Origin of the sequence: Enterobacter sp. J49, assembly GCF_002148625.1 — a bacterium.
Lineage (GTDB): Bacteria > Pseudomonadota > Gammaproteobacteria > Enterobacterales > Enterobacteriaceae > Enterobacter > Enterobacter ludwigii.
In genome coordinates this window covers 402670-429650 of sequence record NZ_MWPY01000037.1, presented here as the reverse complement: position 1 = coordinate 429650, position 26981 = coordinate 402670, and the positions used below count along the sequence as shown (strand labels likewise).

At 56.5% G+C, this 26981-nt stretch carries 21 protein-coding genes and 1 riboswitch; of the genes, 16 read left to right on the top strand and 5 right to left on the bottom strand.

The window, feature by feature from the left end:
- The 11 genes from BJP35_RS20325 (at nt 1) to yegS (ending at nt 16003) form a co-directional block, all read left to right on the top strand.
- Entirely contained in the window at nt 1–1209 is a 1209-nt protein-coding gene (locus BJP35_RS20325) for an MdtA/MuxA family multidrug efflux RND transporter periplasmic adaptor subunit (RefSeq protein WP_020883246.1), read from the top strand.
- Nucleotides 1209–4331 (top strand): MdtB/MuxB family multidrug efflux RND transporter permease subunit, encoded by a 3123-nt coding sequence (locus BJP35_RS20320; protein WP_047742869.1) that lies wholly within the window; start codon nt 1209–1211, stop codon nt 4329–4331. The genes BJP35_RS20325 and BJP35_RS20320 overlap by 1 nt, the downstream gene beginning before the upstream one ends.
- Nucleotides 4332–7409, top strand: coding sequence for a multidrug efflux RND transporter permease subunit MdtC (mdtC, locus tag BJP35_RS20315; protein ID WP_047742870.1), 3078 nt, complete (start codon nt 4332–4334; stop codon nt 7407–7409).
- Complete coding sequence (locus BJP35_RS20310) at nt 7410–8825, top strand: MFS transporter (RefSeq protein ID WP_014170850.1); 1416 nt, start codon at nt 7410–7412, stop codon at nt 8823–8825.
- Nucleotides 8822–10225, top strand: coding sequence for a two-component system sensor histidine kinase BaeS (gene baeS / locus BJP35_RS20305; protein ID WP_020883244.1), 1404 nt, complete (start codon nt 8822–8824; stop codon nt 10223–10225). Before BJP35_RS20310 ends, baeS begins: the two co-directional genes overlap by 4 nt.
- A complete protein-coding gene (baeR, locus tag BJP35_RS20300) occupies nt 10222–10944 on the top strand; it encodes a two-component system response regulator BaeR (RefSeq protein ID WP_014170852.1) in 723 nt (240 codons plus the stop codon). The genes baeS and baeR overlap by 4 nt, the downstream gene beginning before the upstream one ends.
- 135 nt (nt 10945–11079) lie before the next feature.
- Nucleotides 11080–11412 (top strand): YegP family protein, encoded by a 333-nt coding sequence (locus BJP35_RS20295; protein ID WP_086463515.1) that lies wholly within the window; start codon nt 11080–11082, stop codon nt 11410–11412.
- Nucleotides 11413–11566: 154 nt separating this feature from the next.
- The gene (gene yegQ, locus BJP35_RS20290) at nt 11567–12928 is read left to right on the top strand and encodes a tRNA 5-hydroxyuridine modification protein YegQ (protein WP_014170855.1); all 1362 of its coding nucleotides are present in this window, start codon (nt 11567–11569) and stop codon (nt 12926–12928) included.
- Nucleotides 12929–13345: 417 nt separating this feature from the next.
- A complete protein-coding gene (locus BJP35_RS24470) occupies nt 13346–14311 on the top strand; it encodes a hypothetical protein (protein ID WP_047742873.1) in 966 nt (321 codons plus the stop codon).
- 7 nt (nt 14312–14318) lie between these two features.
- Entirely contained in the window at nt 14319–14924 is a 606-nt protein-coding gene (locus BJP35_RS20280; protein WP_052951143.1) for a hypothetical protein, read from the top strand.
- Between the two features lie 179 nt (nt 14925–15103).
- Entirely contained in the window at nt 15104–16003 is a 900-nt protein-coding gene (yegS, locus tag BJP35_RS20275; RefSeq protein ID WP_014170856.1) for a lipid kinase YegS, read from the top strand.
- A gap of 54 nt (nt 16004–16057) precedes the next feature.
- Here the strand turns inward: yegS and fbaB are convergent, their stop codons facing one another.
- Nucleotides 16058–17110: a class I fructose-bisphosphate aldolase gene (gene fbaB / locus BJP35_RS20270; protein WP_014170857.1), complete on the bottom strand. Its 1053-nt coding sequence runs from the start codon at nt 17108–17110 to the stop codon at nt 16058–16060.
- A 251-nt stretch (nt 17111–17361) separates the two neighbouring features.
- Between fbaB and BJP35_RS20265 the strand changes: the two genes are divergently transcribed.
- From BJP35_RS20265 to BJP35_RS20255, 3 genes are read left to right on the top strand one after another with little or no spacing between them, the layout of a single operon-like run.
- A complete protein-coding gene (locus tag BJP35_RS20265) occupies nt 17362–18639 on the top strand; it encodes a nucleoside permease (RefSeq protein ID WP_020883238.1) in 1278 nt (425 codons plus the stop codon).
- On the top strand, nt 18636–19640 hold the full coding sequence (locus BJP35_RS20260) for an ADP-ribosylglycohydrolase family protein (RefSeq protein ID WP_047742875.1): 1005 nt from the start codon (nt 18636–18638) through the stop codon (nt 19638–19640). Before BJP35_RS20265 ends, BJP35_RS20260 begins: the two co-directional genes overlap by 4 nt.
- A complete protein-coding gene (locus BJP35_RS20255) occupies nt 19637–20590 on the top strand; it encodes a PfkB family carbohydrate kinase (protein ID WP_047742881.1) in 954 nt (317 codons plus the stop codon). Before BJP35_RS20260 ends, BJP35_RS20255 begins: the two co-directional genes overlap by 4 nt.
- On the opposite strand, the gene BJP35_RS20250 is transcribed toward BJP35_RS20255, so the two are convergent.
- The 3 genes from BJP35_RS20250 to thiM are packed head-to-tail and all read right to left on the bottom strand — an operon-like array spanning nt 20564 to nt 22920.
- Nucleotides 20564–21310: a GntR family transcriptional regulator gene (locus BJP35_RS20250; RefSeq protein ID WP_014170861.1), complete on the bottom strand. Its 747-nt coding sequence runs from the start codon at nt 21308–21310 to the stop codon at nt 20564–20566. The genes BJP35_RS20255 and BJP35_RS20250 overlap by 27 nt on opposite strands.
- 42 nt (nt 21311–21352) lie before the next feature.
- Nucleotides 21353–22153, bottom strand: a complete 801-nt coding sequence (thiD, locus tag BJP35_RS20245; RefSeq protein WP_032678550.1) for a bifunctional hydroxymethylpyrimidine kinase/phosphomethylpyrimidine kinase — start codon at nt 22151–22153, stop codon at nt 21353–21355.
- Nucleotides 22150–22920, bottom strand: coding sequence for a hydroxyethylthiazole kinase (gene thiM / locus BJP35_RS20240; protein ID WP_047742883.1), 771 nt, complete (start codon nt 22918–22920; stop codon nt 22150–22152). The genes thiD and thiM overlap by 4 nt, the downstream gene beginning before the upstream one ends.
- 35 nt (nt 22921–22955) lie before the next feature.
- Nucleotides 22956–23053: riboswitch (TPP riboswitch) on the bottom strand.
- Nucleotides 23054–23546: 493 nt separating this feature from the next.
- Between thiM and BJP35_RS20235 the strand changes: the two genes are divergently transcribed.
- On the top strand, nt 23547–24923 hold the full coding sequence (locus tag BJP35_RS20235; protein ID WP_014170865.1) for a diaminobutyrate--2-oxoglutarate transaminase: 1377 nt from the start codon (nt 23547–23549) through the stop codon (nt 24921–24923).
- An 18-nt stretch (nt 24924–24941) separates the two neighbouring features.
- The gene (locus BJP35_RS20230; RefSeq protein ID WP_025203662.1) at nt 24942–26408 is read left to right on the top strand and encodes an aspartate aminotransferase family protein; all 1467 of its coding nucleotides are present in this window, start codon (nt 24942–24944) and stop codon (nt 26406–26408) included.
- A 36-nt stretch (nt 26409–26444) separates the two neighbouring features.
- Here BJP35_RS20230 and BJP35_RS20225 read toward each other — a convergent pair whose 3' ends face one another.
- The gene (locus BJP35_RS20225) at nt 26445–26960 is read right to left on the bottom strand and encodes a protein disulfide oxidoreductase (protein ID WP_032680611.1); all 516 of its coding nucleotides are present in this window, start codon (nt 26958–26960) and stop codon (nt 26445–26447) included.
- Between the last annotated feature and the right edge of the window lie 21 nt (nt 26961–26981).

Below are 26981 nucleotides of genomic sequence, written 5' to 3'. Positions count from 1 at the left end.
ATGAAAGGCAGTAACAAATCCCGCTGGGCAATCGCCGCTGGCATCATTGTGGTGGCTCTTGCCGCCGCCTGGTTCTGGCACAATCACTCTTCTGACACTTCCGCAGGTGCCAGCAGTCCATCACAGCGTCCCGCGAGTGGCGGGCGTCACGGCATGCGCGGCGGTGCGCTGGCTCCCGTTCAGGCGGCTACTGCGGTAAATAAAGCGGTGCCCCGTTATCTCTCCGGGCTGGGAACCATTACCGCCGCCAACACCGTTACGGTTCGCAGCCGTGTGGACGGGCAGCTGATGGCGCTTCACTTCCAGGAAGGCCAGCAGGTTAAAGCCGGGGACTTACTGGCGGAAATTGACCCAAGCCAGTTTAAAGTCACCCTCGCGCAGGCGCAGGGCCAGCTCGCGAAAGACAAGGCCACGCTCGCGAACGCCCGACGCGATTTGGCACGCTATCAGCAACTGGTGAAAACCAACCTGGTATCGCGTCAGGAACTGGATACGCAGCAGTCACTGGTCAGCGAAGCGCTGGGCACCCTTAAAGCCGACGAAGCCGCCGTGGCCAGCGCACAGTTGCAGCTCGACTGGAGCCGCATCACCGCCCCGATTGACGGCCGCGTCGGTCTGAAGCAGGTTGATATTGGCAACCAGATTTCCAGCGGCGATACCACCGGTATCGTGGTCATCACCCAGACGCATCCTGTCGATTTAGTCTTTACCCTGCCGGAGAGCGACATCGCAACCGTGGTTCAGGCACAAAAAGCCGGCAAAGGGCTGGTTGTGGAAGCCTGGGATCGCACCAACAAGCAAAAATTGAGCGAAGGCACCCTGCTCAGTCTGGATAACCAGATTGACACCACCACCGGCACCATCAAGTTAAAAGCCCGCTTTAACAATCAGGATGATGCGCTTTTCCCGAATCAGTTCGTGAATGCGCGGATGCTGGTCGCAACGCAGGAAAATGCGGTCGTTATCCCGACGGCGGCGCTGCAGATGGGCAACGAAGGGAACTTTGTCTGGGTGCTTAACAGTGAGAATAACGTCAGCAAGCATCTGGTGAAAACCGGCATTCAGGACAGCCAGACGGTGGTGATCAGCGCCGGCCTTTCCGCAGGTGACCGCGTGGTTACCGACGGTATTGATCGTCTCACCGAGGGGGCGAAAGTCGAAGTGGTTGAAGGCCAGCAACAGCCTGCTAAGCAGGGAGCGACTTCCTGATGCAGGTTATGCCCCCGAGCTCTACAGGTGGGCCTTCACGCCTGTTTATTCTGCGCCCTGTTGCCACCACGCTGTTAATGGTGGCGATCCTGCTGGCCGGGATTATTGGCTATCGCTTCCTGCCCGTCTCGGCGCTGCCGGAAGTGGATTATCCCACCATCCAGGTGGTCACCCTTTATCCGGGTGCGAGCCCGGATGTGGTGACGTCGGCCATCACCGCGCCGCTGGAGCGCCAGTTTGGTCAGATGTCTGGCCTGAAGCAAATGTCCTCGCAAAGCTCCGGCGGAGCATCCGTGGTGACGCTGCAGTTCCAGCTTACGCTCTCACTCGACGTTGCCGAACAGGAAGTACAGGCCGCGATTAACGCAGCCACCAACTTGCTGCCATCCGACCTGCCCAACCCACCGGTCTACAGCAAAGTAAACCCGGCGGATCCGCCGATCATGACGCTCGCCGTCACCTCCTCCGCCATGCCGATGACTCAGGTCGAAGACATGGTCGAAACGCGCGTGGCGCAGAAAATTTCACAGGTCTCTGGCGTGGGGCTGGTTACGCTTGCCGGCGGTCAACGTCCGGCGGTGCGCGTGAAGCTCAATGCCCAGGCCATTGCCGCGCTGGGCCTCACCAGCGAAACCATCCGCAGCGCCATCAGTAACGCCAACGTCAACTCGGCGAAAGGCTCGCTTGATGGCCCTACCCGGGCCGTGACCCTTTCGGCGAACGATCAAATGCAGTCCGCGGATGAATATCGACAGCTGATCGTCGCTTACCAGAACGGTGCGCCGGTGCGTCTGGGCGATGTGGCAACCGTTGAACAAGGTGCGGAAAACAGCTGGCTCGGCGCCTGGGCCAACAAACAGCAGGCAATCGTGATGAACGTCCAGCGCCAGCCGGGTGCCAATATCATTGAAACCGCAGACAGCATTCGCACTATGCTGCCGCAGCTGATTGAAAGCCTGCCCAGGTCAGTTAGCGTGAAAGTGCTGTCTGACCGGACCACCAATATTCGCGCGTCCGTGACTGACACCCAGTTTGAACTGATGCTGGCGATTGCGCTGGTGGTGATGATCATCTACCTGTTCCTGCGTAACGTCCCGGCGACCCTCATTCCTGCCGTCGCCGTGCCGCTCTCACTGGTGGGAACATTTGCCGTCATGGTGTTACTCGATTTTTCGATAAACAACCTGACGCTGATGGCCCTTACCATTGCCACCGGCTTTGTGGTCGATGACGCTATCGTTGTTATCGAGAACATCTCGCGCTATATCGAAAAAGGCGAAAAACCGTTAGCCGCGGCGCTGAAAGGAGCGGGCGAGATCGGCTTTACCATTATCTCCCTCACCTTCTCACTGATTGCGGTACTGATCCCACTGCTGTTTATGGGCGATATCGTCGGGCGTTTGTTCCGCGAATTTGCCGTGACGCTGGCCGTCGCCATTCTGATTTCCGCCGTGGTGTCACTGACCCTCACGCCGATGATGTGCGCCCGTATGCTGAGCCACGCCTCCCTGCGCAAGCAAAACCGCTTCTCGCGCGCCTCTGAGCGGATGTTCGAACGCATTATTGCCGCTTACGGACGGGTGCTAGCGAAAGTGCTTAACCATCCATGGGCAACCCTTGGCGTGGCGCTTGGTACGCTGGCGCTCAGCGTTATGCTGTGGATTTTCATCCCGAAAGGCTTCTTCCCGATTCAGGACAACGGCATTATCCAGGGCACGCTTCAGGCACCGCAGACGGTCTCCTTCGCTAACATGGCGCAGCGTCAGCAGCAGGTGTCAGAGATCATCATGAAAGATCCGGCAGTAGAGAGCCTGACCTCGTATGTCGGTGTCGATGGCACCAACCCGTCGCTGAACAGTGCCCGCCTGCAGATCAACCTTAAACCGCTTGACGATCGCGACGACCGCGTGCAGACGGTGATCGACCGCCTGCAAACTGCCGTAGCGCGCGTGCCGGGTATTGAGCTGTACCTCCAGCCAATTCAGGATTTAACCATCGATACCCAGGTGAGCCGTACCCAGTACCAGTTCACGCTGCAGGCCACCACCCTTGATGCACTCAGCACCTGGGTACCGCAACTGGTGGATAAACTCAACGCCCTGCCGCAGCTCTCGGACGTCAGCAGCGACTGGCAGGACAAAGGGCTGGCGGCATATGTGAACGTCAACCGTGATACCGCCAGCCGGCTTGGGATCACCATGGCCGACGTGGATAACGCGCTGTATAACGCATTCGGTCAGCGTCTGATCTCCACCATCTATACCCAGGCGAATCAGTATCGCGTGGTGCTGGAACACAACACGGAAAACACGCCCGGCCTGGCCGCGCTCGATTCGGTGCGCCTGACCAGTAAAGACGGAGGCATCGTGCCCCTCAGCGCCATCGCGACGGTGGAAGAGCGCTACACACCGCTGTCGATTAACCATCTGGATCAGTTCCCGTCCACCACCATCTCGTTTAACGTACCGGACGGTTATTCGCTGGGCGAAGCGGTGGAGTCCATTCTGGCCGCAGAGAAGACGCTGAACTTCCCGTCCGATATTCAGACCCAGTTCCAGGGCAGCACGCTGGCGTTCCAGGCCGCGCTGGGCAACACCATCTGGCTGATTGTCGCGGCCGTGGTGGCGATGTATATCGTGCTCGGTGTGCTGTATGAAAGCTTTATTCACCCTATTACCATCCTCTCCACCCTGCCAACGGCGGGCGTGGGGGCACTGCTGGCATTGATGCTGGCGGGGAGCGAGCTGGACGTGATTGCCATCATTGGGATCATCCTGCTTATCGGGATCGTGAAGAAAAACGCCATCATGATGATCGACTTTGCCCTTGCCGCCGAGCGCGAGCAGGGGATGTCGCCGCGCGAGGCAATTTTCCAGGCCTGCCTGCTGCGTTTTCGCCCGATCCTGATGACCACGCTCGCCGCCCTGCTAGGTGCCCTGCCGCTGATGCTCAGTACCGGCGTCGGGGCCGAGCTGCGTCGTCCGCTGGGGATTGGTATGGTCGGTGGCCTGCTGGTAAGCCAGGTCCTGACCCTGTTCACCACGCCGGTCATTTATCTGCTGTTTGACCGTCTGGCGCTGTGGACGAAAAGCCGCTTCCCGAAACGTGAAGAGGAGGCGTAAATGAAGTTTTTCGCCCTCTTCATTTATCGCCCGGTGGCGACGATTTTACTCTCACTCGCCATCACCCTGTGCGGCGTCCTGGGCTTCCGGCTGCTGCCGGTGGCCCCGCTGCCGCAGGTGGATTTCCCGGTGATCATGGTCAGCGCCTCGCTGCCCGGTGCATCACCGGAAACCATGGCCTCGTCGGTTGCCACACCGCTGGAACGTTCACTCGGGCGAATTGCCGGGGTCAACGAGATGACCTCCAGCAGCTCGCTTGGCAGCACGCGCATCATTCTGGAATTCAGCTTCGACCGGGATATTAACGGCGCCGCGCGCGATGTGCAGGCGGCGATCAACGCCGCGCAGAATCTGCTACCGAGCGGGATGCCGGGCCGTCCGACATACCGTAAAGCGAACCCGTCCGATGCGCCGATCATGATCCTGACGCTTACCTCGGAAACCTATTCGCAGGGGCAACTGTACGATTTCGCCTCCACCCAACTGGCGCAGACTCTCGCCCAGATTAACGGCGTGGGTGATGTCAGCGTTGGCGGAAGCTCTCTGCCCGCCGTGCGCGTGGGCTTAAACCCGCAGGCGCTGTTTAACCAGGGTGTTTCACTGGACGATGTGCGCTCTGCCATCAGCAATGCAAACGTGCGCAAACCGCAGGGGGCCATTGAGAACAGTAGCCACCGCTGGCAGATCCAGACTAACGATGAGCTGAAAACCGCTGCGGAATACCAGCCGCTGATCATTCACTACAACAACGGTGCGGCGGTGCGCCTGAGCGATGTCGCGAGCGTCACCGACTCGGTGCAGGACGTGCGTAACGCCGGGATGACCAACGCTAAACCGGCCATTTTGCTGATGATCCGCAAGCTGCCGGAAGCCAACATTATTGAGACGGTGAACGTTATCCGCGCGAGATTGCCGGAACTCCAGCAGACCATCCCGGCGGCAATCGATCTGCAGATTGCCCAGGATCGTTCCCCCACCATTCGCGCCTCGCTTGAAGAGGTGGAGCAGACGCTTGTGATCTCCGTTGCGCTGGTGATTCTGGTGGTCTTCCTGTTTCTGCGTTCAGGCCGGGCCACGCTGATCCCCGCGGTGGCAGTGCCTGTCTCGCTGATAGGGACCTTCGCGGCGATGTACCTGTGCGGATTTAGCCTTAACAACCTGTCGCTGATGGCGCTGACGATTGCCACCGGCTTCGTGGTGGATGACGCCATTGTGGTGCTGGAGAACATCTCGCGCCATCTGGAGGCGGGGATGAAACCGTTGCAGGCCGCGCTGCAGGGAACGCGTGAAGTGGGCTTTACGGTACTGTCGATGAGCCTGTCGCTGGTGGCGGTGTTCCTGCCGTTACTGCTGATGGGCGGCCTGCCTGGCCGGCTGTTACGGGAATTTGCCGTCACGCTCTCGGTCGCCATCGGTATTTCATTGATTGTGTCCCTCACGCTCACGCCGATGATGTGCGGCTGGATGTTAAAACGCAGCAAGCCCCACTCTCAGCCGCGCCGTAAGGGGTTTGGTCGCTTCCTGCTGGCGATGCAGGAGAGCTATGGCAAGTCCCTGAAGTGGGTGCTGAGGCATACGCGCATTGTCGGCCTGGTGCTGATTGGCACCATCGTGCTCAACGTCTGGATGTACATTACTATCCCGAAAACCTTCTTCCCGGAGCAGGACACCGGGGTGCTGATGGGCGGGATCCAGGCAGACCAGAGTATTTCGTTTCAGGCCATGCGCGGCAAGCTGCAGGACTTTATGAAGATCATCCGCGAAGATAAAGCGGTAGATAACGTAACCGGCTTTACCGGCGGTTCGCGGGTGAACAGTGGGATGATGTTTATCACCCTGAAGCCGCGTGACCAGCGCAATGAAACCGCCCAGCAGGTTATCGATCGCCTGCGCGTGAAGCTCGCCAAAGAGCCGGGCGCTAATCTGTTTTTGATGGCCGTTCAGGATATCCGCGTCGGCGGGCGTCAGGCAAACGCCAGCTATCAGTACACGTTACTCTCTGATGATTTAGCCGCCCTGCGCGAGTGGGAGCCTAAGATCCGCAAGGCGCTGGCCGCCCTGCCACAGCTGGCGGACGTTAACTCCGATCAGCAGGACAACGGCGCAGAAATGGCGCTGACCTACAATCGCGAAACCATGTCACGTCTGGGGATTAACGTCGATGCCGCCAACAGCCTGCTGAACAATGCCTTCGGCCAGCGTGAGATTTCCACCATCTACCAGCCCATGAACCAATACAAGGTGGTGATGGAGGTGGACCCGCGTTACACCCAGGACATCAGCGCGCTGGACAAAATGTTTGTGATTAATAACGACGGTAAGGCGATCCCGCTCTCTTACTTTGCCAGCTGGCAGCCGGCGAACGCGCCGCTGTCGGTGAACCACCAGGGCCTTTCGGCGGCGTCGACCATCTCCTTTAACCTGCCAGCCGGTTCGTCCCTCTCTGAGGCCAGCGATGCGATCAACCGTGCGATGACCCAGCTTGGCGTGCCGTCCACGGTACGCGGCAGTTTTGCCGGTACCGCGCAGGTGTTCCAGGAGACGATGAATTCGCAGGTGATTTTGATTCTGGCGGCCATTGCGACAGTCTATATCGTGCTGGGCGTGCTTTATGAAAGCTACGTCCATCCGCTGACCATTCTCTCCACGCTGCCGTCGGCGGGCGTCGGGGCGCTGCTGGCGCTGGAGCTGTTCGGCGCGCCCTTCAGCCTGATTGCGCTGATTGGTATCATGCTGTTAATTGGCATCGTGAAGAAAAACGCCATCATGATGGTGGACTTCGCGCTGGACGCCCAGCGAAATGGCAATCTGACGCCAGAAGAGGCCATATTCCAGGCCTGTCTGCTGCGTTTTCGCCCGATCATGATGACCACGCTGGCGGCGCTGTTTGGCGCGCTGCCGCTGGTGATTTCCGGCGGTGACGGTTCAGAATTGCGCCAGCCGCTGGGGATCACTATTGTCGGGGGGCTGGTGATGAGCCAGCTGCTGACGCTCTACACCACGCCGGTGGTCTATCTGTTCTTTGACCGTCTGCGGGTGCGTTTTTCGCGTAAAAACAGAACGACGGTAACCGAATAAATGACCGACCTCCCACGTCACGTGCGCTGGCAGCTGTGGATTGTCGCCTTCGGCTTCTTTATGCAGTCGCTGGATACAACCATCGTCAATACCGCCCTCCCCTCGATGGCAAAAAGCCTGGGGGAGAGTCCGCTGCATATGCATATGGTGATTGTCTCCTATGTATTAACGGTGGCCGTTATGCTTCCGGCCAGCGGCTGGCTGGCGGACAAAGTGGGCGTGCGGAATATCTTTTTCACCGCCATCGTGCTGTTTACCACAGGCTCGCTGTTTTGCGCCCAGGCGAATACGCTGGATCAACTGGTGATGGCCCGCGCGTTACAGGGCATTGGCGGGGCGATGATGGTGCCTGTCGGGCGGCTGACGGTGATGAAGATTGTGCCCCGCGAGCAATACATGGCCGCAATGACCTTCGTCACCCTGCCCGGCCAGGTCGGCCCGCTGCTTGGCCCGGCGCTGGGCGGAGTGCTGGTGGAGTATGCCTCCTGGCACTGGATCTTCTTAATCAACCTGCCGGTGGGCATCATCGGCGCGATTGCCACCCTGATGCTGATGCCTAACTACACCATGCAGACCCGGCGCTTTGATTTCCTGGGTTTTATCCTGCTGGCGGCGGGGATGGCGATGCTCACCCTCGCGCTTGATGGTCAAAAAGGCCTCGGGATTTCCGCCCTGACGCTTGGCCTTCTGGTGGCGCTCGGCATTACCGCTATCCTGTGGTACCTCTGGCATGCCAGAGGTAACGAGAGCGCGTTGTTCACGCTCGATCTGTTTAAAAACCCCACCTATCGTCTGGGCCTGTTCGGGAGCTTTGCCGGGCGCGTCGGCAGCGGCATGTTGCCCTTTATGACGCCGGTCTTTTTGCAGATTGGAATGGGATTTTCACCGTTTCACGCCGGCTTGATGATGATCCCGATGGTACTTGGCAGCATGGGAATGAAACGCATCGTGGTGCAGGTGGTTAACCGTTTTGGTTATCGCCACGTTCTGGTTGCCGCGACGCTTGGGTTGGCCCTGGTGAGCCTGCTGTTTATGGCCGTGGCGCTGCTGGGCTGGTACTACGCGCTGCCGCTGGTGCTGTTCTGCCAGGGCATAATTAACTCTGTGCGCTTTTCGTCAATGAATACCCTGACGTTAAAAGCACTCCCGGATGACCTGGCGAGCAGCGGAAACAGCCTGCTGTCGATGATCATGCAGCTCTCCATGAGCGTAGGGGTGACCCTTGCCGGTTTACTGCTCGGCATGTACGGACAGCATCATCTCAGCGTCGACACACCGGTCGCCCATCAGGTCTTTTTGTATACCTATCTCAGCATGGCGGTGATTATCGCCCTGCCTGCGTTCATCTTCGCCAGAGTGCCGGATGATACCCGTAAGAACGTCGTTATCCGACACGGCAAAAGGAGTGCACCATGAAATTCTGGCGTCCGGGCATTACCGGTAAACTCTTTGTGGCGATATTTGCCACCTGTATCGTGCTGCTGGTCACCATGCACTGGGCCGTGCGGGTCAGTTTCGAACGGGGTTTTATTGATTACATCAAGCATGGTAATGAACAGCGTTTACAGGGGCTGAGCGATGCGCTGAGCGATCAGTATGCCCTGCACGGTAACTGGCGTTTTCTGCGCAATAACGACCGCTTCGTATTCCAGATCCTGCGCTCGCTTGAGCATGATACCGGTGACGATCGTCCGGGCCCCGGGATGCCGCCGCACGGCTGGCGCACCCAGTTCTGGGTGATAGACCAGGATATGCGCGTACTGGTTGGCCCGCGCGCGCCCATTCCGCCAGATGGCACAAAGCGGGCGATCACAGTGAATAACGCCACCGTCGGCTGGGTGATCGCCTCGCCGGTTGAACGCCTGACGCGCAACACCGATATCAACTTTGATCGTCAGCAGCGCCGCACCAGCTGGTTGATTGTCGCGCTCTCCACCCTGCTGGCCGCGCTCGCGACCTTCCCGCTGGCCCGTGGCCTGCTCGCGCCGGTTAAACGGCTGGTGGAAGGGACGCATAAGCTGGCCGCCGGGGATTTCTCCACCCGCGTCGATACCCGTAGCCAGGACGAACTCGGCAAGCTGGCGCAGGACTTTAACCAGCTCGCCAGCACCCTGGAAAAAAACCAGCAGATGCGACGCGATTTTATGGCCGATATTTCCCATGAACTCCGCACGCCGCTGGCGGTGCTGCGCGGCGAGCTGGAAGCTATTCAGGACGGCGTGCGTCAGTTCACTCCCGAATCGGTGGCCTCGCTGCAGGCGGAAGTGGGCACGCTGACCAAACTGGTCGATGACCTCCACCAGCTCTCCATGTCAGACGAAGGCGCGCTGGCCTACCAGAAAGCGCCCGTCGATGTGATAAACGTGCTGGAGGTGGTAAGCGGTGCCTTCCGCGAACGTTTCGCCAGCCGCAACCTGAAAATCGATCTCTCACTGCCTGACAGCGCCGTGGTGTTTGGCGACAAAGACCGCCTGATGCAGCTGTTCAACAATCTGCTGGAAAATAGCCTGCGCTACACCGACAGCGGCGGTGGCCTGCATATTTCCGGCAAACAAGAAAATGGGCATTTTGCCCTGACCTTTGCGGATTCCGCTCCCGGCGTGCAGGATGCACAGCTGGAAAAACTGTTTGAGCGATTTTATCGCACCGAAGGCTCCCGCAATCGCGCCAGCGGCGGGTCCGGTCTGGGACTGGCGATTTGCGTAAACATCGTCGAGGCCCATAATGGCACGATCCGCGCCGCCCATTCGCCTTTTGGCGGGGTAAGCATTACAGTAGAGTTACCTCTGGAACGGGATTTATCGAGAGAAGCATGACCGAGTTACCGATTGACGAAAACACGCCACGCATTTTGATTGTCGAAGACGAGCCGAAGCTCGGGCAGTTACTGATCGACTATTTACGCGCGGCAAGCTATGCCCCCACGCTTATCAGCCATGGCGATCAGGTGCTGCCTTATGTGCGCCAGACGCCGCCGGACCTGATCCTGCTGGATCTGATGCTCCCCGGAACCGATGGCCTGACCCTGTGCCGGGAAATTCGTCGCTTCTCAGACGTGCCGGTGGTAATGGTGACGGCGAAAATCGAAGAGATCGACCGCCTGCTGGGCCTCGAAATTGGCGCGGACGATTACATCTGCAAGCCATACAGCCCGCGTGAAGTGGTCGCGCGCGTAAAAACCATTCTGCGCCGCTGCAAGCCCCATCGTGAACTCCAGGTACTGGACGCGGAAAGCCCACTTATCGTCGATGAAAGCCGCTTCCAGGCGAGCTGGCGCGGCAAGCTGCTGGATCTCACCCCCGCCGAATTCCGCCTGTTGAAAACCCTCTCCCACGAGCCGGGGAAGGTCTTCTCCCGCGAGCAGCTGCTGAACCGTCTGTATGATGATTACCGCGTCGTGACTGACCGTACCATCGACAGCCATATTAAAAACCTGCGCCGCAAGCTGGAAGCGCTCGATGCGGAGCAGTCATTTATCCGCGCGGTGTATGGCGTGGGCTACCGATGGGAAGCGGATGCCTGCAGGATAGCCTGAGCATTTAGTTTACCGAACCCGCCTGCTGGCGGGTTTTTCATTTCTGGAAAGCAACGAAGAATCAACCATACTCACATTACCGGTTCGCTTATTGATAACTGGTGCAGATAATTCCACTTCGTTCAAGGAGTTCCTATGTCTGGTTGGTTCGAGTTAAACAAAAGCAGTGATGGTCAGTTCAGGTTTGTTCTCAAAGCAGGAAACGGAGAAACGATCCTGACCAGTGAGCTTTACACCACCAAAAATTCCGCCGAAAACGGTATCGCCTCCGTTCGCACCAATAGCCCTTCTGATGAACGTTATGAGAAGAAAGTGGCCACCAACGGTAAATTCCACTTCAATCTGAAGGCCGAGAATCATCAGGTTATTGGCAGCAGCCAGATGTATGCCTCGGAACAGTCGCGAGATAAAGGCATCGCGTCGGTCAAAACTAACGGTTCAAGCCAGACGGTAAAAGACAATACCTGACGACACGCCTCCGGCCGGGTTAGCGATGGTACGACCCGGCGCTTTACCTCCCTGTCCCTCAGCGCTACAATGCCCGCCCTTAAAGTGGGGGATCTCCCCTTACCGCTGCACCTGGTGCATGCGGATCTGACCTGTCATCAGAACGAGAACAAACATGTTTAAACCGGAACTCCTTTCCCCGGCGGGAACGCTGCAAAATATGCGTTACGCTTTCGCCTATGGCGCTGACGCCGTCTATGCTGGCCAGCCACGCTACTCGCTGCGCGTGCGTAACAATGAATTCAACCACGAGAACCTGCAGCTCGGCATTAACGAAGCACATGCCCTGGGCAAAAAATTCTACGTGGTGGTCAACATTGCGCCGCATAACGCCAAGTTGAAAACGTTCATCCGCGATCTGAAGCCGGTGGTTGATATGGGACCGGACGCGCTGATCATGTCGGACCCGGGTTTAATTATGCTGGTTCGGGAGAACTTCCCGGAGATGGATATTCACCTCTCCGTTCAGGCCAACGCCGTTAACTGGGCAACGGTGAAATTCTGGAAACAGATGGGGCTGACCCGCGTCATTCTGTCTCGTGAACTTTCGCTGGAAGAGATTGAAGAGATCCGCACGCAGGTGCCGGATATGGAAATCGAAATCTTCGTTCACGGCGCGCTGTGCATGGCCTACTCCGGTCGTTGCCTGCTCTCGGGATACATCAACAAGCGTGACCCGAACCAGGGTACCTGCACCAACGCCTGCCGCTGGGAATATAACGTTCAGGAAGGCAAAGAAGACGACATCGGCAATATCGTCCACAAACATGAGCCTATCCCGGTGACCAACGTGGAGCCAACCTTAGGCATCGGCGCGCCAACTGACAGCGTGTTCATGATTGAAGAGGCCAAACGTCCGGGTGAGTACATGACCGCCTTTGAAGACGAGCATGGCACTTACATCATGAACTCCAAAGACCTGCGTGCGATTGCGCACGTTGAGCGTCTGACGCAGATGGGCGTGCATTCCCTGAAAATTGAAGGCCGTACCAAGTCCTACTACTACTGCGCGCGTACTGCTCAGGTGTACCGTAAAGCCATCGACGATGCCGCTGCCGGTAAACCGTTCGATACCAGCCTGCTGGAAACCCTGGAAGGCCTGGCGCATCGCGGTTATACCGAAGGTTTCCTGCGTCGTCACACCCATGACGATTACCAGAACTACGAACACGGCTATTCCGTTTCCGAGCGTCAGCAGTTTGTCGGTGATTTTACCGGTGAGCGCAAAGGTGCGCTGGCCGCCGTGGCGGTGAAGAACAAATTCACCAAAGGCGACAGCCTGGAGTTGATGACCCCGCAGGGCAACATGAACTTCACCCTGGAACATCTGGAAAACGGTAAAGGCGAAGCAATTGACGTGGCGCCAGGCAACGGCCATACCGTCTGGCTGCCGGTACCCGAAGAAGTGGAGCTGGAGTTTGCGCTGCTGATGCGTAATTTCAACGGTGAAAGTACCCGTAACCCGCACAGTAAATAGTCAAGCAGGGAAATTTTTTCGCGCTGGGATAATTCTTAGAATCGGATCACATACCGCTTCGTTCAATACGGGTATTATCTCCCCGCTGAAAAACATAACCCATAAATGCTAGCTGTACCAGGAACCACCTCCTTAGCCTGCGTAATCTCCCTTACGCGGGCTTATTTTTTTGTACAATTCAGTCCACTTATTAAGAATGCAATGGCATAGACCCACCATATGAAGGGTGTGTATTCGCAATAACGTATGCCGGAATACCGTTCATGAAAATCGGACGGACCTATGATATTCATCACAACTATTATTGGATCTGGTAGGCGGGAGTGTTATTCAGAGCATTCCTAATTCCCGACCATAGCATGCCCTTTACTCTTGATTTCTTAGCACAATACGTTTTCACATGGACGGAGAGACGACATGACATTCCCCGGTCAGTTTTCAAAGGACATTCCGAATTACGAACTCGCACGCAGTCTGGGCCTTGCCTCCGGCGGCGATATTAATTTCAACGATTTTGCCAGTCACCTGGACTGTAGCCGAAACTTTAGCCAGGTTGGGATCATCTACTCAGACGGTGCGCGTCAGTGGTTAGTAAGGCCCTCAAGGCGGATTGCGACACCAAACGAAAGCTCGGTAAGTCATGTAGTCATCACGAAAGTAAATGCTTCCTCAAGTAGTGCCATCCAGGCAACGACGACTACGATTCAGTCACCTTCATTAGCGACTGAAATCGGTTCTACGGCAATTTCTTGCGGAGCCGCCATTCTCACTGTCGTACTTGCTGCTGGCGCAGGTATGGCCATTCCTCTCACCGCAGGCTCTTCCGGTGCTGTTGCTGCCGTGATTGTCGCCGGTGGTGTGGCAACAGGAATTCAGTGTGCGAACGGGCTTGGCCGCTTGTCACTTATTGCCATGAATCATAATGACTATGTAGCGTGGATGGATTCCCAGGAATGGTATACTGCAACCAATACCGCTCTGGATGCGATTTCACTTGCTGGGGCCGCTGCGGGTCTAAAAAGCGCGGTATTGACCTACCGCCTTCTTAATCGCTCGACGTCTGAAAGTTTACTCTCTTTATTACAAAAAATGAGCCGAGCGGACCGCACGAGGTTAACGGAGGAAATTATTCGCATCCGAAATCCCGGCATCTCGAATTCAGGTGTTAAAGCAGCGATGAAAGCTGGGGTTTACCCTAAACGTTACCCATCTGAAGCGCTGCAGTTGCTCTTACAGCGTGAGCTGTTGAATGCCATTTCCAACTCCTCAGCTTTTGTTGGAAGTGCGGTCTCGGGTACAATCAGGAATCCTCAGAATATTACACAATCTGGAAAATACGTTTTTGGTTTGATCCAGTCTTTTTCATTTACAGGAAGTTATTGACCTGAGCATGATAAAATACATCAAGAAGAGCCTGGCATTAAGTACTGTGATCACAAGTCAAATGGCGACTGACGATCTCCAACGGCTTGAGTCTTTAAAAGATGGCTTAAAAGATCAGTTTGGCGTTCCTGTAGGTGTACATATGACAGGCATTCCCTTGGCTATCAGTATGTTACTCGCCATTTTTTGCTACGCTATGCTACAAGTTTCTGTCTGGATATTACTATTTCGCCTGCTCGGCTTACCCGAATTTAAAGTCATGATGGGTGTATTTCTTGCAGTAGTGGCGTATTGCATGATTGCGATGAGTACTATGTTTCTGACTGCTCGGGGGTCCTTGGCTGGATTTAAAGCGCATATTTCCGTTATCACGCTGACTGGACTGATGAGCATCGTTTATTTTATCTGGACGTGGAGTTCACTTTTATTCGGCTCTGTTGAGAATTACACCCCGCAAATAACCTCTTTTTTAGGGTTGGGATTTTTCTGCATGAATGTCGTGTGGATGAATACATCACTCTTTTACCGTTCAATCGCCCTAACGCTACATAATCGGATTTGGCGTAAACAGCTGAAAATAGAGACAAGGCAAATGTCGCGACTCAAACGTTGAGTGCAATAGCCCAGTGATTGGCAGACGTAAAAAGTGTAAACGACACCGGGCACAGATTACGTTATACGGGGGAAAATCTCCTTTACACAGGCTTATTTTTTGCCTTTCATCCTGTTCTTACCCGCTTTTTTCCTCCCTGCTATACACTCTTACTAACGCTAAAAAAGGGAGCAGCGCGGATGGCAATCTATCCAGACAGTTTATTGATTCTCAATGGCAAAAGTGCGGGCAACGATTTGTTGCGCCAGGCAGTGACGGATTTGCGTGAAGACGGTGCGCGTATACACGTGCGAGTGACGTGGGAAAAAGGTGATGCGGCACGCTATATCGACGAAGGCCTGAAGCTCGGGGTCGAAACCATTATTTCTGGCGGGGGCGATGGCACCATTAATGAAATTGCTGGCGCTCTGATAGATCTTCCCGCAACCGACCGCCCGGTGATGGGCATTTTGCCGCTCGGTACGGCCAACGATTTCGCCACCAGCGCCGGAATCCCCGAAGAGCTGGGAAAAGCCCTGCAGCTGGCTATCCTCGGCAAAGCCACCGCCGTGGATATTGCTCAGGTGAATGAAAAAACCTGTTTTATCAATATGGCGACCGGTGGATTCGGGACGCGCATTACCAGCGAAACTCCTGAAAAGCTGAAGGCAGCGCTGGGTGGCGTCTCGTATCTGATCCATGGTCTGATGCGCATGGATACCCTGAAGCCGGACCGCTGTGAGATTCACGGCGAGAACTTTCAGTGGCAGGGTGATGCGCTGGTGATTGGTATCGGCAATGGCCGTCAGGCCGGTGGCGGACAGCAGTTATGCCCGGAGGCGCTGATCAATGATGGTCAGTTACAGCTGCGTATTTTCACGGGTGATGGCTTGCTGCCTGCGCTGTTTACCACCCTGACCCAGCCAGAAGAGAGCCCGAATATTATTGCCGGTAAATCCGCGTGGTTTGAAGTGAATGCCCCACACGGCATGACGTTTAATCTTGACGGGGAGCCGCTGAGCGGGAAGCAGTTCCGCATTGAGGTGTTACCGGGCGCGCTACAGTGCCGGCTGCCACCGGACTGCCAGCTTCTGCGTTGACAGTGTGGCCGGGCGGCGGTAACGCCTGACCCGGCCAGCGTTTTACAAAAAGTCTTAAGCGATAGTCACTTTGCTGTCCAGGTACACATCCTGCACGGCATTGATCAGCTTCACGCCGTCAGCCATCGATTTTTTAAACGCCTTACGGCCCAGGATCAGCCCCATACCGCCCGCGCGCTTATTGATAACCGCCGTGCGCACCGCGTCGGAGAGATCGGTGTCGCCACCCGCCGCACCACCGGAGTTAATTAACCCGGCACGTCCCATATAGCAGTTCGCCAGCTGATAACGCACCAGGTCGATAGGGTTTTCACTGGTCAGTTTGCTGTAGACCCGGTCATCGGTGTAACCGAAGTTTACCGCTTTATAACCGCCGTTATTTTCCGCCATCTTCTGCTTCACAATATCCGCGCCAATGGTTGCCGCCAGATGGTTCGCCTGGCCGGTCAGGTCGGCAGAAACGTGGTAGTCCACTCCGTCTTTCTTGAATGCGGAGTTACGCAGATACGCCCACAGAACGGTGACCATACCCAGTTCATGCGCGCGTTCGAAGGCAGCAGAAATTTCTTCAATCTGGCGACGCGACTGCTCAGAACCAAAGTAGATCGTCGCCCCAACCGCGACCGCGCCCATATTGAACGCCTGCTCTACGCTGGCGTAAAGCGTCTGATCGTATTCGGTCGGGTAACTCAGGGTTTCGTTGTGATTCAGTTTGACGAGGAATGGAATGCGGTGGGCATAGCGACGCGATACGGAGGCCAGTACGCCATAGGTGGACGCCACGCAGTTACAGCCTGCTTCTATCGCCAGTTCGACGATGTTCTTCGGATCGAAATACAACGGGTTCGCCGCAAAGGAGGCGCCCGCGGAGTGCTCAACGCCCTGGTCAACCGGCAGAATAGAAAGATACCCGGTTCCCCCCAGTCGCCCGGTATTATAGAGGGTCTGCATATTTCGCAGTACCGCAGGCGGACGGTTGTTATCAACCATCACGCGGTCGACGTAATCGTGGCCAGGCAGATAAAGCTGGTCGGCTGGAATGGTCATACAACGATGCTGTAAAAGGCTGTCGGCGTCTTTGCCAAGCAACTGCGCAATATCAGTCATGTGATGCTCCCGTAAGCCCGACGTGATGTCGGTGAGTGTTTATCCAGACCCATAGCATTATGGGCAGACTAAGCCTGGTACCGACTTAACAGATTTTCCACCATTTGCATTTTTTTTCAGCACAATCTGCTGGCTCGATTCGTGTACAACAAAACTGTTACATTGATCAAACAATCACCGCAAAGGTATTTAAAAGGTATTATTAAGTGGTATGTTAAAGGCGTACCCTCTCTGACATGCAGGATTAAACAATGAAAACGAAAGTCCAACTGTCATTCATGATGTTTGTTGAATGGTTTATCTGGGGCGCGTGGTTTGTACCGCTGTGGTTGTGGCTGAGCAAAAGCGGTTTTACCGCCGGGGAAATTGGCTGGTCTTATGCCTGTACCGCGATTGCCGCGATCCTCTCCCCCATTCTGGTGGGTTCATTGACCGACCGCTTTTTCGCTGCGCAGAAAGTACTGGCCGTACTGATGTTCGCCGGTGCCATCGTGATGTACTTCGCCGCACAGCAAACCCAGTTCAGCACCTTTTTCCCGCTGCTGCTGATTTACTCCCTGACCTATATGCCGACCATTGCGCTGACCAACAGTATTGCCTTCGCCAATGTGGATGATGTGGAGGCTGATTTCCCGCGTATCCGCGTGATGGGCACCCTCGGCTGGATCGCCTCGGGACTGGCGTGCGGTTTCCTCCCGCAGATGATGGGCTATAACGACATTTCCGATACCAATATTCCGCTGCTGATGACGGCGGGCAGCTCCGCCCTGCTCGGTGTCTTTGCGCTGTTCCTGCCGAACACCCCGCCGAAGAGTACCGGCAAGATGGATTTCAAAGTCATGCTGGGGCTGGATGCGCTGATCCTGCTGCGCGATAAAAACTTCCTGGTGTTCTTCTTCTGCTCATTCCTGTTCGCGATGCCGCTGGCCTTCTATTACATCTTTGCTAACGGCTATCTCACCGAAGTGGGGATGAAAAACGCCACCGGCTGGATGACGCTCGGCCAGTTCTCCGAAATCTTCTTTATGCTGGCGCTGCCGTTCTTCACCAAACGCTTTGGTATTAAGAAGGTCTTGCTGCTGGGCCTGCTCACCGCCGCCATCCGCTATGGCTTCTTTGTTTACGGTGGTGCCGACCAGTACTTCACCTATGCCCTGCTGTTCCTCGGCATTCTGCTGCATGGCGTGAGCTACGACTTCTACTATGTGACCGCGTATATCTACGTGGATAAAAAAGCGCCGGTGCATATGCGCACCGCCGCACAAGGCCTGATTACGCTGTGCTGTCAGGGGTTTGGTAGCCTGTTAGGTTACCGCCTGGGCGGCGTGATGATGGAAAAAATGTTCGCATACAAAGAGCCGGTGAATGGGTTGACCTTCAACTGGGCCGGAATGTGGGCATTCGGAGGGATCATGATTGCCGTGATCGCCGTGCTGTTTATGCTGTTTTTCCGCGAATCGGACAAAGAGATCACCGCAATTGAGGTGGTTGAAGGCGATACCGCGCTGACACGAGGGGAAGTTAAATGAAACAAGAACGTGTTCTCGGAGCCCTTTACGGGCAAGCGTTAGGGGATGCGATGGGCATGCCGTCGGAGCTTTGGCCGAGAAAGCGCGTCAAAGCGCACTTCGGCTGGATCGACCGTTTTTTACCCGGACCGGCTGAAAATAACGCCGCCTGCTATTTTAAGCAGGCAGAATTCACCGACGATACGTCAATGGCGTTATGCCTGGCGGATGCGATTATCGAATGCGACGGGCAGATCAACGCAGATGTTATCGGCAAACATATTCTGCACTGGGCGGAATCGTTCGATGCGTTTAACAAGAATGTATTAGGCCCGACATCGAAGATTGCGCTTAACGCCATTCGTGACGGCAAGCCGGTCAGTGAACTGGAAAACAACGGCGTCACCAACGGTGCGGCGATGCGCGCCTCTCCGCTGGGCTGCCTGCTGCCGGCCACGCGTCTGGAGCACTTTGTCGCAAAGGTGGCGCTGGCCTCCAGCCCGACCCATAAATCCGACCTCGCGATTGCCGGCGCGGTGGTGATAGCCTGGGCAGTGTCGCGTGCCATTGACGGTGAACGCTGGCAGAACATCGTCGATGCCCTGCCAGGTATTGCACGCTACGCACAGGAAGCGAAAACAACCACCTTCAGCGCATCGCTGGCGGCACGGATTGAGCTCGCCCTTAAGACCGTGCGTGAAGCCAACGGCATCGATTCCGCCAGCGAGCAGGTTTACCAGCTTATTGGCGCGGGCACCAGCACGCTTGAGTCGGTTCCAGCGGCGATTGCGATGGTCGAACTGGCAGGCACCGACCCGAACCGCTGCGCCATTTTGTGCGCCAACCTCGGCGGTGATACGGACACCATCGGCGCGATGGCGACGGCAATCTGCGGTGCGCTTCATGGCGTACAGGCGATTGACCCGGCGTACAAGGAGGAACTCGACGCCGTAAACCGCCTCGACTTTAACCACTACTGTGAAAAACTGCTGCACTTCCGGGAGCAAAGGGAGGGCGTATGAGTGCTTTTGCTGCACGCCTTGAAACACTGCACGCCACTCGCCCGGTCACGGTGTTGGGTGCCGCGGTCATCGACGTGATCGCCGACGCCTATGCCCTGCCCTGGCGCGGGTGTGATATCGAACTTAAACAACAGGGTGTCAATATCGGCGGCTGTGCGCTGAATATTGCTATTGCGCTGAAACGGCTCGGGATCGCCGCGCAAAACGCGCTCCCCGTCGGTCACGGGGTGTGGGCAGACATCATCCGTAACGCCATGGCAAAACAGGATCTGCACAGCGTCGTTGAAGTAGAAACGGGCGACAACGGCTGGTGTCTGGCGCTGGTCGAACCGGACGGTGAGCGGACCTTTATGTCGTTTAGCGGCGTGGAGAACCAGTGGCAACAGCGCTGGCTGGATGCGCTGCACGTGCCGCCTGAAAGCCTGGTCTACCTCTCAGGCTATCAGCTGGCGTCACCGTGCGGAGAGCGTCTGACGGCCTGGCTGGAGGGCCTGGAAAACGTTACCGCGTTTATCGACTTTGGGCCGCGCATTGCCGATATTCCTGATGCGCTGATGGCGCGGATCATGGCCTGTAGGCCGATGGTATCGCTTAATCGCCAGGAAGCGGAGATGGCAGCGGGACGATTTGGCATGGAAGCTGAAACACTCGGCCCGCAGTGGCTACAGCGGTTTAGTTCTGCGCTGATTATTCGCCACGATAAAGACGGTGCCGCCTGGTTTGAGGGTGATAAATCGGGCTACGTTCCGGCGTTTCCCGCAACCGTCGTCGACACGATCGGTGCGGGCGACAGCCACGCCGGTGGCACGCTTGCCGGGCTGGCGGCAGGATGGTCGCTGGCTGATGCCGTTACGCTTGGCAATGCAGTGGCGGCCTGGGTCGTTAGCCACCGCGGCGGCGACTGTGCGCCAGGGCGCGAGGCGTTACTCCTCGCACACAAAGACGTATAAATCGCTACGGCAGTAGCTGATGCTGAACTCAATGGGCCGGTTCTGCTGATCAAGTGCAACTTGCTTGATCACCAGCACCGGGATTTTGTCATCCATGCGGATATGCGTCTGAAACTCGCTGTCCGGCATGCGGGCACTGACGCGTGAACGGGTGCGCTGCGGGAAGATATTCTGGCTACGGAAGTAGTCATACAGGGAAATCCCAATTGCATCCGGATCGTGAATCAACCCTACCGGCACCCAGGACTCCTCAATCGATACGGCGTCATCATCCACATAGCGGATGCGCTTAAGCAAAAAGACCTCGCTCTCCGGCGGCACTGACAGCTGGCTGGCCACCTCTTCCGGGCATTTCACTACCCGTTTATTCACCCACAGCGTGTTGGGCTTTTTGCCGCGCAGCACCACTTGCTGAGAAAAACCGCGCGCTTCCTTGAGCGAGTATTCAAAGATGTTATTGATTTGCGTCCCATAGCCCCGGGCGCGCGTCACTACGCCCTCGGCTTCCAGAGCCTGCATCGCTTTGCGCACGGTAATGCGCGACACGCCGGTTAACTGACTGAGATCGCGCTCGCCGGGCAGTATATTCCCATGCTCCAGCACCCCGTTGCGTACCGCATTTTTTACCGTTTCGGCAAATTTCAGATACAGCGGCGTGTTGTCCGGGGCGGCAATGCGTTCATTCAGTTGGTCGATTAACCGGGTATGCGCTTGTTCCATCTCTGTTTTTCTCAGGCCTGGTGTGTGTTGCCAGTATACGGCTTACCACCAGGCATGAAAATGGTGTACCGGACCAATACCGTGACCAACCTCGAGAGTATCGGCTTTTGCCAGCGCTTCGGAGAGCCAGATTTTAGCGTCGCGGACCGTATCCCCCCAGTTGTCACGACGGGGGCGCAAAGCCGCCAGCGCAGCAGAGAGCGTGCAGCCGGTCCCGTGGGTGTTTTTGGTCTGTACCCGCGGGGCCGTGAAACGCAGCGCACCGTCGTGGGTAAACAACCAGTCAGGGCTTTCTTCATCATCAAGATGACCGCCTTTCATCAGCACGGCGCCGCAGCCCATCGCCAGGAGCGCATTCCCCTGCTCTTTCATTTCGCGCTCATTCTGCGCGTGCGGCGCATCCAGCAGCGCAGCGGCTTCAGGCAGATTAGGCGTAATAAGCGCCACCTGCGGCAGCAGCTTATTTCGCAGCGTCTCAACGGCGGAGGCGGACAGCAGCGGGTCACCACTTTTTGCCAGCATCACGGTATCCAGCACCACGTTTTGCACCTGGTAACGTTTAAGCCGTTCTGCCACCGCTTCAACAATGTCGGTCTCGGCCAGCATCCCAATCTTGGTGGTGTCGATTCGCACATCGCTGAAAACCGAATCCAGCTGTGCGGCGACAAAGTCCGGCTCAATGCGGTAAACCGACTGCACGCCACGCGTATTTTGCGCCACCAGCGCGGTAATCACCGAGCAGCCGTATGCGCCGAGTGCGGAGAACGTTTTCAAATCAGCCTGAATGCCCGCGCCGCCGCTTGGGTCGGTACCGGCAATGGTAAGGGCGTTAATCCGATTCATGCCCGTTCCTCCAGAGTGTAGAGCGCGTCAAGGAACGCACTGGCAAAACTGCCGGGACCACCAGACCGGGCGACGGCCGCCGATCCGGCACGTTTCATCCATCCGCAGGCGGCGGCGATGTTATCCAGCCGGTCACCGGGAAGCGAGCAGCTCGCCGCCACGACTGCCGAGAGCGCGCATCCCGTTCCCACCACGCGGGTCATTATCGGGTCACCGCCCACGACCGTGCGGGTGCGCTGCCCGTCGGTGACGTAATCCCGTTCACCGGTGACCACCACAATGGCATTCGTCTGGCGAGCCAGCGCCTGCGCGGCAGGCAGCGCAGCCGCCGCCGTGTCGGTGGTATCGACGCCGCGCCCGCCCGCACTCATCCCGGCCAGGGCGAGAATTTCCGAGGCATTGCCGCGAATGGCCGCCGGTTTCAGGGCGAGGATTTGGTGGCAAAAACGGGTGCGGAACGTCAGCGCCCCTACGGCAACCGGGTCAAGCGTCCAGGGTTTCCCTGCTGCCACTGCACGCTCAATCGCCCGGCGCATCGACTGGGCGCGCGGCGCCGTCAGCGTCCCGACGTTAATCAGCAGGGCATCTGCGAGCGCGGCAAACTGCTCGGCCTCTTCGGCTTCAATCACCATAGCCGGAGAAGCGCCAAGCGACAGTAACACATTGGCCGTAAAGGTCTGTACCACATCGTTGGTCATACAGTGGGTAAGCGGGGAACGGGTTCGAAACTGATGTAAAACGTGTAAATCAAGCAGGTCAGGCTGCATGGTATCGCTCCTGCCGTGCGTGAAGAAGCGATGACCGGGAAGGCATCTGACTTCCCTACGCTGGCATTATCCAGATCAGGTAATACGGGTATTTCTCAGCCTTCATTTAAGAAGGGCACCCCGAGTCATTGGTAAGAATTCACTTACATTTGGCAGATTAGGGGAAGAGTACCAGTGATGCAAGACCTGTTGATTTCTCGCTTTCATGATTTTGTTATACCAATCAGATGTAATGAGAAGCCTGTAACCGCTATGTCCGGGAATAAAAACAACCTGTCGTGACCCCGGTATTTTGCAGGTAATGTCGAGATAATGCGCTTAAAGGGGCTATCTGCCCCCCTTAACGTCCCTCAATGGCACGATTTGTCACACACTTTTCTCTCTTTTTACAGTCCTGACAAAATACGCGTAACCGGCTGTTTTTGTTTGGCATAAAGCGCAATTTTTATTCTTAAAATGAGGATATTCCCTCCCCCGTACCGCATGTCATAAAACAGTAAACAAATTAACCATTGAGCCTCGTGACAAAAGGCTCTATATTGGCGGCGTTTTTTTCAGGCCCCCATCTGTTTTTTAACTTTTTATTCAATCGTTGCTCATAACGAAGCGGCGGTTGTAGGAGTGATATGATGACGGATAAAGTCCGTATTGACACCGTAGATGCCCACAAAAGCAACGAAACCTATCTGGCCCGTCAGGCCGAGTTTGAATCTAACGTCAGGAGTTATCCGCGCAAACTGCCTTTAGCAATCACTAAAGCAGAAGGCGTGTGGATCACCGATGCAGACAATAAAGAATACCTTGACTGTTTAGCAGGCGCAGGGACCCTTGCGCTTGGACATAACCATCCTGATGTGCTGAAAAGCATCCAAAATGTCATTACCAGCGGCTTGCCGTTACATACTCTGGATCTGACTACGCCTCTGAAAGACGCGTTCTCAGAATATCTGCTCTCTCTGTTGCCTGGTCAGGGCAAAGAGTACTGCCTGCAGTTCACCGGTCCATCCGGTGCTGATGCCGTTGAAGCAGCGCTGAAACTGGCGAAAAAAGTGACCGGTCGTAGCGGTATCATCAGCTTCTCTGGTGGTTACCACGGTATGACTCACGGCGCACTGGCCGTTACCGGCAACCTGTCTCCGAAAGAAGCGGTTAACGGTATGATGCCAGAAGTGCAGTTCATGCCTTACCCACACCAGTACCGTTGCCCACTGGGTATCGGCGGTGAGGCGGGGGTGAAAGCGCTGACCTACTATTTCGAAAACCTGATCAACGACGTTGAAAGCGGCGTGCGTAAACCTGCGGCAGTGATCCTTGAAGCCGTTCAGGGTGAAGGCGGCGTGAACCCGGCTCCGGTTGAGTGGCTGCAGCGCATCCGTAAAGTGACTCAGGAACACGGCATTCTGCTGATCCTCGACGAAGTTCAGGCTGGCTTTGCCCGTACCGGTAAATTCTTCGCCTTCGAACACGCGGGCATTGAGCCAGACATCATCGTGATGTCTAAAGCGGTTGGCGGCGGTCTGCCACTGGCGGTACTCGGCATCAAAAAACAGTTTGACGCGTGGGCACCAGGCCACCACACCGGTACCTTCCGCGGCAACCAGCTGGCAATGGCAACCGGTCTGACAACGCTGAAAATCCTGAAAGACCAGAACATCGCGGGCAAAGTGGCCGCACAGGGCGAATGGCTGAAAGGCCAGCTGAACGAGATGGCGAAACGCTATCCGGTTATCGGTCACGTTCGCGGCCTGGGCATGATGATCGGGATTGAGATCGTTAAGCCACACGAAGCGGCAGACCACATGGGTTGCTACCCGGGTGATGGCGAGCTGTCTGCACTGATTCAGAAGAAGTGCTTCGAAGCCGGCCTGATTCTGGAGCGCGGTGGTCGCAACGGTATTGTTCTGCGTCTGCTGCCTTCCCTGCTGATCAGCGATGATGAGCTGAAAGTCTTCCTGGATAAATTCGAGCAGGCACTGCTTGCTGCGGGCGTTCGCCCGGCGTAACCGGAGTTGTTGAACACGATGTCAGATTCAAACCCAATTTTGTTCTCCTCTGCACAGAGCATTGAAGCTTACCAGCAGGCGATTGAACAAAGCACTCAGGCTGTGATGCAGTGGCTGAAACAGCCTGAGATGTATCAGGGCAAAACGGTCGCGGAACTGCGCGACCGTATTAAGCTGGATTTCAACCCGAAAGGGCTGGGCAACGAAGCGGCGATTGAACGCGCCGTGGAGTTCTTCCTGAAAGACAGCCTGTCCGTTCATCACCCGCAGTGTGTGGCGCACCTGCACTGCCCAAGCCTGGTGGTTAGCCAGGCGGCGGAAGTACTGATTAACGCCACTAACCAGAGCATGGACTCCTGGGATCAAAGCCCGTCCGCAACCATCATTGAGATCAAGCTGATCGAATGGCTGCGTACCCGCGTGGGTTATCAGGCTGGCGACGCCGGTGTGTTCACCAGCGGCGGCACGCAGAGCAACCTGATGGGTCTGATGCTGGCCCGTGATGCGTTCTTCGCGCGTCAGGGTCATTCCGTTCAGCAGGACGGCCTGGTTGGCGATCTGCGTAAAATCCGCGTGCTGTGCTCTGAAAACGCACACTTCTCCGTGCAGAAGAACATGGCGCTGATGGGTCTGGGCTACCAGTCCGTCGTGCAAGTGAAAACGGATGAATTCTCGCGCATGGATCTCAACGATCTGGCAGCGAAAATTGAGCAGTGCAATGCTAACGGCGAGCAGATCCTGGCGATTGTTGCCACTGCCGGTACTACCGATGCAGGTGCAATCGATCCGCTGCGTGCCATTGCTGAACTGGCGGCGAAACAGAATATCTGGGTACACGTTGATGCGGCCTGGGGCGGCGCGCTGCTGATGTCTGAGCAGTATCGTCACTACCTGGACGGTATCGAGCTGGTGGATTCCGTTACTCTGGACTTCCACAAGCAGTTCTTCCAGACCATCAGCTGCGGTGCGTTCCTGCTGAAAGAAGCGCGCCACTATGAGCTGATGCGCTATCAGGCGGCCTATCTGAACTCTGAGTTCGATGAAGAAGCTGGCGTGCCTAATCTGGTGTCCAAATCTCTGCAGACGACCCGTCGTTTCGACGCGCTGAAGCTGTGGATGAGCCTGGAAGCGCTGGGTCAGGAACAATACGCGGCGATCATCGATCACGGTGTTACGCTGGCACAGCAGGTTGCGGCTTACGTGAAAGAGCAGCCTGCTCTGGAACTGGTTATGCAGCCGCAGCTGGCAAGCGTACTGTTCCGCTTCCGTGGACAGGTACAGATGGACGACGCGGGTATCGCCCTGCTGAACCAGAAAATTGGTGATGCGCTGCTGGAATCCGGCCGTGCTAACGTCGGCGTGACCGAGCATAACGGCGTCACCTGCCTGAAGCTGACTCTGCTGAACCCAACCGTGACCCTGGAGGACATTAAAGTCCTGCTGTCGCTGGTTGAGCGTACCGCACAGGAAGTTCTGGCGAAGTAATATCCAGCCCCTCTTCCGCCGGAAGAGGGGCTCTCTTTACAGCCCTGCCCACCACAGTCTGAGCTTCATTCCCCAGTAACTTGTCCACCCCGTAGTAGTACTGACCACTTTCCCCTTCGACACGATCACCAGCGTCGGTGTTACGCTCACCTGCCACGCCTGTGACAGCGCACCGTTGGCATCGTTGACCACCGGCATGACCAGCTGTTTCTTGTCGACCCAGCGCGCCAGCTTTGCATCGTCGCCGGAACGCATGGCGATACTCACGACGTTGCCACCCTGTTCTGCCAGCGTATTGACCGAGGGCGTCGTAAACCGGCAGATGCTGCACCAGGTTGCCCATACGTATATCAGCAGCGGGCGTTCCTGGCTGAGTGCCGTTATATCGTGGATCTTTCCGTCGATGCTGTGCATCGGTGCAGCGCTAAAGCTGGCGGGGAGTGTGGGCTTGCGGTATTGATCCACGCCCCACATTACGGCCAGCGCGAGCAGAAAGAAGATGATCCCTTCCCGCGCCCAGCGGCGCAGTCGACTGAATTTGCGGTTTTCCATTGTGACCTCTTGATGAATCGA